This is a genomic window from Haloarcula sp. KBTZ06 (assembly GCF_048595605.1).
Classification (GTDB): Archaea; Halobacteriota; Halobacteria; order Halobacteriales; family Haloarculaceae; genus Haloarcula; species Haloarcula hispanica.
Window position 1 is genome coordinate 1,504,890 of the sequence record NZ_CP184337.1, and the last position, 13,085, is coordinate 1,517,974.

The 13,085-nt window shown below is 47.3% G+C and carries 9 protein-coding genes; 6 read left to right on the forward strand and 3 right to left on the reverse strand.

Features of this window, described 5'->3' with window-relative positions:
* The first annotated feature begins 267 nt into the window (after positions 1–267).
* Positions 268–1,485 (forward strand): Cdc6/Cdc18 family protein, encoded by a 1,218-nt coding sequence (locus ACNO8S_RS07850; protein WP_420182760.1) that lies wholly within the window; start codon positions 268–270, stop codon positions 1,483–1,485.
* A 94-nt stretch (positions 1,486–1,579) separates the two neighbouring features.
* Here the strand turns inward: ACNO8S_RS07850 and ACNO8S_RS07855 are convergent, their stop codons facing one another.
* On the reverse strand, positions 1,580–2,719 hold the full coding sequence (locus ACNO8S_RS07855; RefSeq protein WP_420182761.1) for a glycosyltransferase family 4 protein: 1,140 nt from the start codon (positions 2,717–2,719) through the stop codon (positions 1,580–1,582).
* Between the two features lie 406 nt (positions 2,720–3,125).
* Between ACNO8S_RS07855 and ACNO8S_RS07860 the strand changes: the two genes are divergently transcribed.
* Together ACNO8S_RS07860 and ACNO8S_RS07865 are read left to right on the forward strand one after the other, a co-directional pair.
* Positions 3,126–4,301: a glycosyltransferase family 4 protein gene (locus tag ACNO8S_RS07860; RefSeq protein WP_420182762.1), complete on the forward strand. Its 1,176-nt coding sequence runs from the start codon at positions 3,126–3,128 to the stop codon at positions 4,299–4,301.
* A gap of 125 nt (positions 4,302–4,426) precedes the next feature.
* Entirely contained in the window at positions 4,427–5,860 is a 1,434-nt protein-coding gene (locus ACNO8S_RS07865) for a sulfatase (protein WP_420182763.1), read from the forward strand.
* A gap of 9 nt (positions 5,861–5,869) precedes the next feature.
* On the opposite strand, the gene ACNO8S_RS07870 is transcribed toward ACNO8S_RS07865, so the two are convergent.
* Positions 5,870–7,348, reverse strand: a complete 1,479-nt coding sequence (locus ACNO8S_RS07870) for a flippase (RefSeq protein WP_420182764.1) — start codon at positions 7,346–7,348, stop codon at positions 5,870–5,872.
* A gap of 263 nt (positions 7,349–7,611) precedes the next feature.
* Here ACNO8S_RS07870 and ACNO8S_RS07875 point away from each other — a divergent pair, with 263 nt between their 5' ends.
* Positions 7,612–8,997, forward strand: coding sequence for a sulfatase-like hydrolase/transferase (locus tag ACNO8S_RS07875; RefSeq protein WP_420182765.1), 1,386 nt, complete (start codon positions 7,612–7,614; stop codon positions 8,995–8,997).
* A gap of 139 nt (positions 8,998–9,136) precedes the next feature.
* Here the strand turns inward: ACNO8S_RS07875 and ACNO8S_RS07880 are convergent, their stop codons facing one another.
* Complete coding sequence (locus tag ACNO8S_RS07880) at positions 9,137–10,774, reverse strand: hypothetical protein (protein WP_420182766.1); 1,638 nt, start codon at positions 10,772–10,774, stop codon at positions 9,137–9,139.
* A 228-nt stretch (positions 10,775–11,002) separates the two neighbouring features.
* On the opposite strand from ACNO8S_RS07880, the gene ACNO8S_RS07885 reads away from it, so the two are divergent.
* Positions 11,003–11,797, forward strand: a complete 795-nt coding sequence (locus tag ACNO8S_RS07885; RefSeq protein ID WP_420182767.1) for a glycosyltransferase family 2 protein — start codon at positions 11,003–11,005, stop codon at positions 11,795–11,797.
* Positions 11,798–11,887: 90 nt separating this feature from the next.
* Positions 11,888–13,051 carry a glycosyltransferase family 4 protein gene (locus ACNO8S_RS07890; protein ID WP_420182768.1) on the forward strand — a complete coding sequence of 388 codons (1,164 nt, stop codon included), beginning with the start codon at positions 11,888–11,890 and terminating at the stop codon, positions 13,049–13,051.
* Positions 13,052–13,085: the final 34 nt, after the last annotated feature.

The following is a 13,085-nucleotide window of genomic DNA, read 5'->3' on the forward strand; positions in this document are numbered from 1 at the left end:
ACGCTGCGCCAGTGGTGAAATGAGGGTAAGGGACTCCGATCTAGATATAGTCCATCGTGGACTGCATGCCTTCCCGCGCGTGACTTCAAGTAGCCTAGTGTGGGCAGTAGGCGATTACACTCGGTAGAGGGTGTGTGACACCCCACTCAGACATATATAAATTTATGTGAAAAGCTACTAAAATGGTTTTAGACGGGTTTTACTAAACTTCACTCGTTGCTTGGTCGCTGCACTTATCATACAGGGACGGATTTGATAGAGTAAATAATGTCAGACTCAGATGAAGATGATAATATCTTCAAAACCGGCGGAATATTTGCTAACAGGGAACTGGTACGCGTCGGCCACGTCCCCGATCTGGAGCGAGTCGTTGGGCGGGACGACGAAGTCAGCGCTATCGGGCAAGCACTCGGTCCAGCAACGGTCGGCGGCCCACCGGAGAGTACGATCATATACGGCAAGACCGGAACCGGAAAGTCACTCGTTGCGAGGTGTGTGTCTCGTGAGGCTCACTTCGAGGCACAGGCAAACGATATCTCGTTTCAGCAGGCGTACGTCGACTGCTCCGATTATCAGACCGACGCAAAGGCAAGCCGGGAGATGGCACGCAAACTAGTGGCGAGCCTCGACGCAGATATCGACGTCCCGCGTGTCGGGATCGGAGCCACCGACTACCGTGACATCACCTGGGACCTACTTGAGGAGTACAACATTAACTCACTGGTCGTCATTCTCGATGAAATCGACAAGTTAGACGATGATGAACTGTTACGCAGCCTCTCTCGGGCTCGCGAGAGCGGGAAAGCAGAGACACACGTCGGCGCCATCTGCATCAGTAACAAGATCGAATATCGCGAGCGCTTGAGCGAACGCATCGACTCAAGTCTGCAGGAGAACGAACTCGTCTTTGACCCGTATGATGCCGGCCAATTACGGGCAATTCTAGACAACCGGACGGATGCCTTCGAACCAGACGTGTTGGAGCCCGATGTGATCCCGAAGGTGGCGGCTCTCTCAGCCAAAGAACACGGGGATGCACGGAAAGCGATCGATACGCTATACGAAGCTGGCCGTCTCGCTGAGAAACAGGGGACGGAGACAGTCACAGTCTCGCACGTCGATGACGCCGTCCAGCAAGCAGAGGTGAACCGCTTCGAGAAACTCGTGCGTGGGACGACGCCGCATGTGAAATACATCCTCCGAGCGCTGGCGCTACTTACCGTCGACAACCCAGCTCAGGAAGCTTTTCGAACTCATCAGATCTATACGCTTTATTTAAAGGTCGCTGAGCAGGCTGGAGCGGATCCACTCTCCGAGGATCGCGTGTACCGGCTGCTGAAAGAACAGTCGTTTCTCGGGGTGACTGAATCGAATCACACAGGGGGTGGACAGGGTGAAGGGAGCTACCTGGAACATCGACTGCTTCGGGATCCAGAGGTTGTCATCCAAGCCATTGAGAGCTCAGCGAAGGGCGGGGACCCATGACGATGTTTCACTCGTTACGAGGTGTGTGGGTCGGCTTCGATATTAAACCGCAGAGGGGAGCCAAAGCGCAGTTCCGTTTCCGCTAGAGTTCATGTTACCATGACCCGTCAAGAGCTCGCTGATAGACGGTTTCGGCCTGGTCTGCAACCGCATCCCAGTCGTATTGCTGCGCACGTTCGACGGGATCCGTCGCTGGGCGGTCACCACCTAAAACATCGTCGAGTGTCTCTGTGAGGGAGTCAACAGTAGGATCAACGAGGAAGCCCGCACCATCGATGACTTCGTCCGCTGCCGAATCTGGGTGGTCAGCAGCAATCACGGTGCAGTCGGCGGCCATCGCCTCAACGAAGGTAATGCCGAATCCCTCTCTCGTTGAGGGAGACGCGAATATGTCTGCGGCCCGCATATGGCCGAGAACATCCTCGTACTCTTCGAGAAAGCCTAACATCGAAACGCGGTCGGCGTGTTCCAGTGATTCGCGTTTGGTATCCAGCCGGTCACGCTCCGGGCCGTCACCGATGATCCCCAGCGTGACGTCATGCCTGTCGGCGACTGCATCGAAAGCCTCTAGCAGAATGTCAACGTTCTTGTGCTCGATCAGTCGACCCGCGAAGACGATGTCGTAGCCGGTGTCGGGGCGGGGGGCCGTCTGGACCTGCTCGGTATCGAGCCCGTTTGGCACGACTTCGATGTGCTCGCGGCTCGGGCCGATCGCAGCGAGGTTGTCCGCAGTGATGCCTGAAACAGCGATCGGATGCTGGGGCGTCTTGGCAGTGAGTTGTTCGATGATTTTGCCACCGGGAGCGAGCGATCCGAGGTACTCCTCCCAGTAGTCGCCCCAGACTTCGTGCCAGGTCGTGACGACTGGCGTGCTAGTCCCGAGACTAGCAAGCTTCGTGGAGAGGACTGGAAAATACGGGAAGACACTAGCGATCACAAGGTCGTGTTCATCGTCGCTGAGACGGCGACGGAGCGGAGGGAGTGCGCGAGCCGCAAAGTCAATGGCCTCCGTGATGGACCGGCGGTCGTCTTCGTAGAGCTCTGCTTCAGGGGCGACTGCACGGAGGGTCATTCCCTCGTGTGTGGTCTCTGCCGGTCCGTCCCAGAAATGTCGGCCGTAGATCGTGACGTCGTGGCCCTCGTCGGCGAGACGGGTGCCGATTTCGTGGATGCGTTTCTCAGCGCCGCCTTTCACATAGGGAAATACCACATTACTGATAAAAGCGACATCCATCGTAAGGTAGCCGTATCGTCACGGGGCGGCATCTTGAACGCAGCGTTTCAAGAGTGCCGTTCAGTTTGTAGCACTTAGGATTTCGTTATTTGATGTCTTTCTTTCCACCTTCCGGCTTCGGGACTGGGAACAACACTATCGATTCGATGATGTACCGTGAGGTTGTGCCACCTCCCTACGTGAGCAATCTTACCTTGCAAAGAGGCAAGTTGAGTATACGCTCCGAAAACTTCACCACCGATGATTAAATTGGACAAGGCAGCCTATATCGGTTCATTGATGACCCGCGAGAGTATGAAAACATCTTGTTCACATACTCTAATTGTGGGATATATCTCGTCAGCAGTGGTAATAGTACAAACTTCTGTCGAACTGCTTATTATCCTGATAGTGTTGGGCTAACGTGATGGAGATTCTACAGACACCAGTACGGTTTTATCCATATATCGGCGGAGTAGAGTCCTATGTCCATGATCTTTCAAAGAAGCACGTAGCGTCTGGACACAACGTCACAGTCGTTTGTGCCAAATCTAAGCCTGAGACGGACAAACGAGAGATTGTTGATGGGATCACCGTACGACGCCTGGCAAGTATCGGACAGATAGCTAATACCAATATCACACCTGCCTTACCGAAAGTGCTAATCAAGGAAGCTCGGAAGGCCGATGTAATCCACACACATATCCCCACACCTTGGAGTGCCGATATAAGCGCTCTCGTGGGTGTAATCACCGACACCCCTATCGTCGTCACGTATCACAACGATATCATCGGTGATGGCCTTGCCGACTACATTGCGACCGCGTACAACCGGACGATGCTCCGACTATTGCTCAGAACCGCGGACCGAATCATCGTAACACAGGCAGATTATCTAGAGGACTCAAAACATCTTGAGCCATATGCTGAGAAGGTACGTGTCGTTCAAAACGGAGTCGACGTGGAACATTTCCATCCGGTTGAACTCGAATCTACAGAGCGAGAACAACTTGGGTTTTCTTTGGATCGGCCGAACTTATTCTTTTTGAGTGTGCTCGACGGCCATCATGGATACAAAGGCCTAGACGTACTACTGGAGTCGCTCGCACGCTTGGATGAGATCGAGGACGTGGTCCCAAAGTTGCTCGTCGGCGGCGGTGGTGACTTACACTCACAGTACAAACAGCAGGCCAGGAAACTCGACATTGACGACCATGTGGAGTTTCTGGGGCGTGTCCCTGAAGAGGATCTCGTCTCGCTATATTCTGGCGCTGACCTGTTTGTGTTACCCTCAAAATCGACTGATCAAGAGGGGTTTGGGTTGGTCATACTAGAAGCACTAGCCTGTGGAACGCCTGTCGTGACGACGGACGTCGTTGGTGTCTCTGACGAGATAATTGCAAACAATGCTGGACAATTGGTTGCTATCGATGATTCGGATGCACTAGCCGAATCTATCATAGATAGCCTTTATAACACTGTGTTCGACACAGAGAAGGGTCGAGAGATCTGCTCCAAACAGTACTCATGGAAAGCGAATGCAGATAAATTGGAGGCGCTGTATTACGAAGTTTCTGAGCTGTCAGCAATAGATTCTTCGTAGCTCCTTGAGATCCGATTGGCGCTTTGAGTGGTGACTAGCGAGACTATCGTGATGCTTCAATCGGGTGTTTACTTTGAAGTTCGAAAATAATTTCACTTAGAGTGTCAATCTTGGAAGTAGTAACGATGGGACCAAAGCCAAATATTATATTCCTCGTAGTCGATACTTGTCGAGCCTCCACTTTCCATGGTCTTCTTGAACAGGGAAAAATCCCAAACTTCGAATCACTGCTTGATGGCGCAGTTCTCTATGAGAATGCCACCGCGGCCGGTCCGTGGACCGTTCCCTCTCACGGCTCGATGTTCACAGGGTTATATCCCTCTCAACATGGTACTTCGGCAGACAACCCAAAATTTAACCCACCGAACACGCCTATTGCTCAGATACTTCGTGAGGAAGGCTATCACACTGTCGGAATCTCTGCTAACCCTTGGATATCTCCCGGTTTTAATTTTGATAAAGGATTTGATAGGTTCAAAACTGCGTATGACCTATTCTGGGGTGGGGCAGATCTCGGAGACATTCGGAACCTCTCTTCTCGACGCGAACAGTTTCGTGCACTAACAGACCGTGTTACTATGATGTCAGGTGCAAAAACTATCGGAAACATAGCGTACGAAAAATTCTGGGCAAAGCGGTTTGATAGCGGAGCGAAAAAAATCACCTCTGATGCCCTGTCTATATTAAAAAATACGGCGGACGGTCCACAGTTTCTTTTTTTGAACTATATGGAACCACATCTAGATTACGAACCACCGGATGATTTGGCAAGAGATGAACTGCCCGGCGATGTAGAGCTAGAGGAAGCGCGCCAGCTCAACCAAAATCCATGGAAATACATCGCCGGTCAAGAATCAATGAGTCCACAACACTTTGAGATTCTTCGTAGTCTTTACCGTACAGAACTCCGATATCTTGACACTCAAATCGGGCGGCTTCTGGAAGAACTTAAACAGAGGAATGTCATGGATAATACCTGTATCGTTATCGCTGGCGATCATGGAGAAAATATTGGGGACCACGGTTTGATGGATCATCAGTACTGCTTATACCAAACACTAGTCCATGTTCCACTCGCGATTCGATATCCAGATACGATAGCTCCAAGAAACGTCACAGACCCCGTGGAAACTAAAGAAATCTATGGGGCCTTGTGTGAGATTGCAAATGCAGGTAGTGAAGACGTAGAAAACCCATTATTGAAAGAAGAGGACAGAGGAAATCAGGTAATCTCGGAATACCCGGAACCTCAGCCTTCGATGGACGCTCTGGAAGAACGGGCTGGAAAGTTGGATGACGAAACTCGTGAGTATGATCGTTCTCTTCGCGCCATTCGAATAGGTCCTTGGAAACTAATTGAGGGGTCAGATGGTCTCACAGAGCTATACAATCTTGAAGAGGACCCAACTGAAACAACTCCAGTATGTGATACGGAGCAAGCTGAGCGGCTTCACAATCTGCTGGTAGATGAACTTGGCGAATTAACTGATGGTATGAACAAGGAGTCCAATGTGGATGAGACTACACAGGGTCGGCTAGAGGACCTGGGATATATTTAATTTGGACGATTAAAGCCCCTTTCTGGCCATTCTTTTTACTATCTCAAGATCTCGTCCCATTCTCGTTTCTACCTGTTCAATCAAGTCAATATCCGCCTCATCTACGCTTGAGGTCAGAATAAGGACTACTGGCTGAAGAAGGATTAAACTGATACCGACACAAACCAAACCTCTCAATCCAATAGGGGACGGTATAATTCTGGAAACCAGTATAGCAAGTGCAGACATAGCACCGATGTATTTAACAATATTAACTGAGAACGGAGACCCGCCAGTTAGGCGATAGATCCAGATTAGTTCAACTCCATTGTAGATAATATATCCAACAACAGTAGCAATAGCTGCACCGGATATTTCAAACACTGGGATCAACAGATAATTTAGGACGATATTCGACACCAAGCCTAAACCGCCAGAAAATAGTTCAATTCGGGGTCGGTCAATTGCTTTGACCATATCTCCGTCAAGTCCACTAAGAGCACGAAATAGTAGTCCGGTGCTCAAAATAGTCAAAACGGGTGCTGCAGGTAGATAGCTCTCTCCGAACAGTATTTGGATAACCTCCCCCGAAAACAGGGCGAATAATAGTACTGGAGGAAGCGTTATCAGAAGAATCCATTTCGTAGTGATTGTGAATATTTGATCAAGGCCTGCCGTGTCTCCCTCTGTGTAATACTCAGTCGCAACTGGGAGAAAAAGAAATGTAAAAGATCCCAGGGCAAACGTCGCAATCTTCTTTAGGGGCTGGACCGCACGGTAGTAGCCCACTTCATCTGACGGCAAAAAATATCCAATCATCAAAATATCCACCCTATTTAGCAGAAGGAATATCCCAGACCCAATTGCAAGGGGCCAAGAGAAGCCCCAGAGCTTACGAGCGGTTTCTTGATCGGGTAGTATATTGAACGGATTCCGTGATAATTCACTTGTCAAAATAAAATAAAGAGCAATAACCAATGCGAATAGAGGGCCAGTGACCCAGTATACGATGGCACCACCAAATTCTCTGCCAGCTAATATAAATAGAAGGAGAGAGACGAATGCTATTCCTCTTCCACCGATCTGTTGTGCTATTACTGCAGGAAGGGTTCTTTTTTGAGCTCGAAGAGTTGCAAGCGCAGCCCGTGAAAGTGGATAAACAAATAAAAACGGAGAGAGTAATAGTAGATAATGATAAAGATAATCAGCGGACATAACGTTTGCAAACCACCCCCGGAAAATATACAGACCGCCAACGGCAACAACAGCAGAAAGTAGCACCATACTGAATCCAGCATAGAATATCTGAACTTGACGCTTCCTGATCTCAGCTGCTGAGATTTGTCGGGTCATTCCTTGGTGGATCCCAAGTAGCGCAATGGTCCCAAGAGAAAACACGATGGTATATGTCAATGTTAGCTCCCCATAGAGTGAGGGAGGGAGAGATCTAGCGATAATAACCTCAGCCAATAACCCGACAGAATTTCCAAAGATAGTAGCTAATAGCACAATTGCCGCGCTTTTTGCCAATTTAGATAACGTTGAGCTGTTTGTATTCACAAGTCTCTAAGGACAGACAATATCTGTCATCTATTCAATTTTTGGAAATACAGTATACTGGCTATGTCCTCAATGGTCCCTAGTGTCATTCAAAAGTCATTTATTGTCATCGGTATTTAGCTGTTGAAGTTCAGGTTTGACACCAACAACCACTGTCTTAGACCATTTATCTAATAAAAGGTTTAATACGTTGGCTATTGCTTATGACGTATATGACAAACGTTATACTACTCACAATAGATTGCTTCAGATATGATAGGTGTGGATTTAATGGACATCATCGAAACACTACTCCGTTTTTGGATAAGTTAGCTGGAGAATCAATCATCTTTGATAACGCGTTTGCCACAGGCCCTTATACCACAGAGTCAGTCCCTGGTATTTTCGCTGGACAGCACTCGTTCAATGGCTGTTACTTTAATTCCCATGCGTGGAAAGCCATCCCTGAGAACAGTGAAACAATCGCATCTTATCTGAACAAACATGGGTATGAGACGCTTGCTGTTCTATCAAACCCACATATGACTGAAAGCCGAAATTTTGATTTAGGATTCGATTTGTTCCGAAATTTGCAGACAGATGGAAAAGATCCGAAGGCGAAGACAGGAGATGATAGCTCGGGGTTCTCCGTGGCCGACTATGCCCATGAGATTAAAACCCGGATGAGAAAGTATGATTCATTATTAACCCCATATACTATTCCGTACGTAGCTCACCGACTGCTACAGATGCGAACTGAATGGCCGGCGCACCGCGCTGAATACGTTCTTCAGGAATTCGCTGATGGACTCAAAGATGCGGTCAAGCCAGTGTTTGGGTGGACACACCTTATGGATTTACACGCCCCTATACATCCAGATGTTGGTGATACACCACTCTATAAGAACCTACTTGCCGATGCGGATCGAGTAGTGGGTGTTGATTCAGACAGGTACCGTCAATTATACGATGATGGGTTGAGATATGTCGACCAGCAGATATGGGAGTTTGTAAGAAAGCTTAAATCCGCTGGAATTTGGGATGAAACCGTTCTTCTTATTACAGCCGACCATGGAGAGGCGCTCTTTGATAGAAAAGAAATGTATGGGCACCCAAGACATCACCATTATGACGAACTGCTCCACGTTCCAATGCTAGTACGAGTTCCAGATGTGCCGTCACAGAGGATTCAAAGCCCATTCTCACTAGCATGGATACATGAACTTCTCGCTGAACTCATCTCCGAACCACCCGGAAATTTCCCTTCTGAGAGTGGGAATAATAGTTTCTTAGCAGATGAACCCGCGGAGGTGCCAGTAATCTCTGATACGGTAGATGAAAATGGGCACACAATAGCAATTCGAGACGACTCTTGGAAATATATTCGTCACAATGTCTCGCCCCCTCAGGGTTTCTGGTACCCGTTCGGTGACGATGAACAAGCATACCACTATACTACCGACCAGGGGGAACGGAATCCGGCAGACATTTCTAACGTGAGTGACCTGTCGGCAGCAGCAGGGAGTTACTTAACCGCACCTGAGAGCCTTCCTAAACTTGAAGGCGAATTTTCACGGGAGATGGAAGAACAGCTGGAAGATCTTGGGTATAAGATGTGAGCATTGATGTTGTATTGAGAATGAGTAGGGTTTCAGCCTGGGGCTAACACAAATACTCAAGGTGCGATTACTGTTGTGTCGTGCGTACAAAACCATTCATATCGTCTAGAGAAAGCTATAATTCGGATTGGGGACACATTCACTGCGCTTCTGCATTTTGCTGGCTATGATTTTTTTCTGAGATTAACCGAACATTTCCGGACGAATATACAATCGACCGATGTCTTAGTTCGGTGAGGGGTCTATAATCAAGTACTTGTGTTCCACTCATCCGATAGCGGTTGATATCTCTAAGCACGATATCGCCCTTTACGTTGGATATATTACCGTTGAATAGGGGTGCTCCAATCGGTGTCCATCCTTCTTGCAGTGAATGTTCCTCCCCTGTTTGGTAGGTTCTTTCGGCCGATATCTCGTGTAGTTCGCGCGCGTAATAGATATCTGTTGAAACGTGACTTGTTACTCCATCGATAGTTCCTTTTGCGTGTTGCTCTTCCTCGGTGAGATACTGCCTGAATTGACCGGGATGGTCCGGGGACGCAATTGGTGCGGTCAATTGAACTAAAATAAGGAGTCCAACAATAACGACTGTACCTGCGTGCGGGAGGCGTTCAACTCCGACTTCCGAGAATATAGCAAACGGGACGGCCGCTAATAGGATAACTCGCGTATACGGGATACCAGGCCCGAAGACCGCTACAGCAACGAGAACAGCGCTTATCATCCCAGTGGCAATCAGTAACTGGGTTGATGGATCGCGAGTTTTGAACTGTCTGTGACTGAAAAATGTCCAGCCGACTCCAGCCACAGCACCAAGAGTTAACCAGTGTAAATTCGTCAGAACCGATCCCCACAGCCCTCCTAAGACTGGCGATGCTGCTGAAAGATCAACGGCTCCTGTGGTAAATGACGCTCCAATAATAGACGGGAGGAGTATCACATTGAACAACCCCCATCCAAAATTTGTCAGGAAAAACCATTGGAGAGTGGCCAGACAAGATAGGATTATAACAAAACTCCCGAGTAACCGATTTCCTCTTGAAAATAGTGTTGCGAAAACAAAGATCGGGGCAATGAATCCAAGAGAAAGTTTATGAGTGAAGGTAAGTGCAGCTAGTAGAATGAGTAAGTTCAACGTCATCAGAATTTTACTAGACCCTTTTTTGAAGAAATCCTCTTGAATATAGACGATACTAGCTAAAAGGAAAATAGCGACAACTGGGACGGCCAGTCCCTGTGGAATGGGTTGGATACTCCACGCTCCAAGCGCTGATGCAGTTGCCGTAATGATTCCCGCGATGAGCCCGCTATACTGAAACCGGCGAGCGATTGCTGTTGCCGCAATTGAGGGGACAATTGTCAGTAGAATTGGAGAAATAATTAGGGCGTCTCGGCCTCCAGTGTTCATAAGTATTCCAGCGACTCCGGCAAGGACATGAAAATTTGCTGCAACCTCATAGAAGGCTAGATTGCCGATGGCTTCGGTTGATCCAGATTGAATGATTCGCTCAACGCCAACAGCAATCTTATCTGGATCCATTCCAATCATGGATGGAGTTGAGAGATAGACATAAACACGGATCATAACAAGACCCAACAAGAAAACTGCTAGCGAGGCTTTCGGATTTCGGTGAAGGAAATACGCGGCCACCAACAAAAGGAGAGAGAAACTAATTATTGAGATATAGTATCTTATAGGGAACAAGAAGGCTGTAGCCGATGCACCGAGGAGTGTGAGAATAAGTGCAAACTTTGATGCTTGTCTATGTCTTTTCATAATTCAGAATCCCACTTTGATAATTGTTCTTTGGTTGGCCTATCAGTGATAAAACCCTTACTCTAAGCCACTAGCATCAACTGAATTAATATTTGGAACGCTATGGACTTCTTTTATACAATATATTTGTGAATGATATTGTAGTATTTTAACCTATAGATGCGACTGGAGCAGCCGAATGTATCAACACCAACATATATTTAGGTATAATCCAGTAATGTATAATATATGCGCCCACTCTCCGTTTGTATTGCCACATATAATAATTCGGATACAATAAGGAGGGCACTCAACAGCATTAATTCGATAGCTGATGAAATAGTCGTATTAGACAGTCATTCATCTGATGGAACAAGAGATATCGTCAAGGAATATGAAAAGACGGCTATCTACAACTATGAATTTGAAGGGTTCGCGGATATGTTTCGGACTGCAGCAGAGAAGTCATCAAACGAATGGGTTCTCTTTGTTGATGCAGATGAAGAAGTCAGGGAAGATCTAGCCCGGGAGATTCAAAACGCCCTTCATAGACCTTCAAAAGATGCATACCGAGCAGAAAAGCAAAACCGTATGTGGGGACAATGGATGCACGCCACACACAAGCCGCGGCCGATTCTTGCTCGAAAGCAAGCGCTTAGTTGGGATGACTCTTTGGTAGGAGAGGAGTGGGAGGTCAGAGATGGGTTTTCCACAGGTGAACTTCGCAACCCTATTCATCATTATGCCTACGACGATATCGATGAGTATTTAGAAAAGTGGGAGAGGTATACAGCAGCTGATGCACTTGATGAATGGAGAGCAGGATACACACCATCAATTCCGAGATACTATTTAAAAGGCGTTGCCGCATTTTGGTATCGATATGTATACGAGAAGGCAATACTTGACGGGTGGCAAGGGTTATTTTTCGCAGTTATGTCTGGTGTTTTCTACCCTGTAGTTGATGCCAAGATGCGATATATCCAGACAATTCAGGGGCAAAATGAGAATTGGGAAGATTGGTGGATCGAGACCAAGCTCTGATATGAGTTGACAATCAGTACCGCTTCAGGGGATTTGTTACGTATTCACTTGATGACAAGATAATAATGGGTGGCGGTATTCAGTTCAGCTATGAAAGTCGGCTTTATAACATCTGAATTCCCTCCAAATAACCCAGGGGGTGCAGGAATCAGTAGTAAATTAATAGTTGATAGTATCCGAAATGAAGGAGTTGACATTGATGTATACGCCATCGTTGGCGAAGAATATTCAGTTACACAACAAGACGGGATCTGCCAGCTACCGGACGAGTCGCGCTATCCTGGTCCAAAAACTATCGGAGAGAATATTAGTGTACTTCGTCACCTACCGTCTCCAGATGAATATGATTTACTTCATGTCTATAATGTGAGGCATTTGCCAGGAGTGGTCCTGAAGAGTTCAACTCCAGTTATTTCCACTATGAATAATCACACATGGATATCGCCAGATGCTGAGCAACATCTCCGAGAAGGTTTACCCCAGTATGACTTGCCGACAATCTACCGACACGCTCAAACTAATGGATACACTGGAATTCAGGCGCCAATCCGTAGTGTAATAGAGTATGTCGGGAAAACAATAGCTAGGCGTCTTGATCGATACACCGTGCAGACAGAGGGAATGAAAAAAGTGATGAGTCGTTCTGGGTATGACCCAGAAAAAATAGACGTAATTCCAAATATCTTAGATGAGCGATTCAGAACTACTGAGAGAAGTAGCGAACACTATATTCTATTCGTTGGCCAACTGTACGATCACAAGGGACCGCTTGAAGTTATACGAGCGTATGATTCTCTTCCAAGAAAAATAAAAGATAACTGGGAGCTTAGAATCTATGGAAAAGGGGGGCTCGAACCTAAAATTGAGAATTTAATATCCAAGAAAGATCTCACACAAGTAAGTATAAATTATAGTCCATATAGTGAATTACCAGAAATTTATGCTAATGCAGGATTACTCATTCACGCCTCAAAGTACACAGAGCCCTTCTCTCGGACCTGGTTAGAGGCAATGGCGTCTGGAACGCCAATCGTTGCCTCTGAGAACCCTAGTTCATCACATATTCTCAAAGATGTGGCAAAATTCTATGATCCGTTCGATGCGCAGGCATTAGCAGAGACTCTACAGGAGGTACTAGAAAACCAATGTATGAGGGAGTCAATGGCGAAATCTGGAAAACGTGAAGTGGAGAAATATACCCCAGGAAAAATAGGGAAAAAGTACGCGAATCTCTACAACCAGATAATCCCATGAAGTTGATACTATTTCCTCTTCATGGAGTATATAT